Here is a 1,036-nt window from a genome sequence, read left to right as displayed (position 1 = left end):
CTGGTTGCGCCTGGGCCTGTGGCCGGTGCAGGTGTCGATCTGCGGTGTCGTCGAACGGGGTCTGAAACGCTTCTCGCCGCTCGATCCAAGTAGAGGTGTAAGGGCGATCGACGAAAGGGAGCGAGGCCTGTGCGTCTCTGCGAGGACCCCGTGGCCTTTGAGGCCTTCTATCGCCGTCACGTCGATGCCGTCATGCGTTTCGTGGTCCGGCGGGTGAGTGATCCTCACCTCGCCGCCGACCTGACGGCGGACATCTTCCTGGCGGTGCTGGACTCGGCGCACACCTACGTGCCCGGCCGGGGTAGCGAGCTCGCTTGGCTCTACGGCATCGCGCGCAACGTCGTATCCGCCCAGCACCGCAAGGCGGCCATCGAGGCGCGGGCGGCCGGCCGCGTCGCCGGTCGCCGGCTGATGGACGACGACGATCTCACCAGGATGGAGGAGCGGATCGACGCCGAGCGCCGGATGCGCAACGCCTTGAAGGCCATGCAGGCCCTTCCCGAAAGCGAACGCGCTGTGCTGGAGCTCGTCGCGATCGATCAGCTCACCGTCACCGAGGCCGCCAAGGCTCTGGGCATCAGGCACGTGACCGCACGCGTCAGACTGCACCGCGCCCGGCGCACCCTCAAGAACGTCATCTCGCCATCGGCCGCGTACCAGGAAGGACGGATATGACCAGCTTCGAAGATCGCCTTCTGCGCGCACTCAAGGACGAGATCACGACGAGAAAGGCAGAAGATCGAATGACAACTGTGACACCCGTACGACGCACCCGGCGCATCGTGGGACTGTCCGCCGTGGTGGCGGGGGCCGCGGCGGCCGCCACGGCCGTGGTGATGGTGACCGGCGTGACTGGCAGCGCGGCGTATGCGGTCTCCAAGGGCTCCGATGGCACCGTTGAGGTGCAGATCAACTCGTTCGTCGACCCCGAGGGCCTGGAGTCCGAGCTGGCCGAGGCCGGGATCACGTCGGTGGTGGACTACCTGCCCGCAGGCCAGACCTGCAAGCAGCCCCGGGGCGAGAACGGGGCCGCGGA

At 67.7% G+C, this 1,036-nt stretch carries 1 protein-coding gene and 1 pseudogene; both read left to right on the top strand.

Going from position 1 to position 1,036, the window contains the following annotated elements:
* Positions 1–129 precede the first annotated feature (129 nt).
* On the top strand, positions 130–675 hold the full coding sequence (locus tag HCN51_RS57725) for a sigma-70 family RNA polymerase sigma factor (protein WP_168022226.1): 546 nt from the start codon (positions 130–132) through the stop codon (positions 673–675).
* A pseudogene (locus HCN51_RS57720) lies at positions 672–1,036 on the top strand (hypothetical protein); the annotation flags it as partial. The gene HCN51_RS57725 and the pseudogene HCN51_RS57720, both read left to right, overlap by 4 nt.

Origin of the sequence: Nonomuraea composti (genome assembly GCF_012034275.1) — a bacterium.
Classification (GTDB): domain Bacteria; phylum Actinomycetota; class Actinomycetes; order Streptosporangiales; family Streptosporangiaceae; genus Nonomuraea; species Nonomuraea composti.
This window is presented reverse-complemented; position numbering and strand designations above follow the sequence as displayed.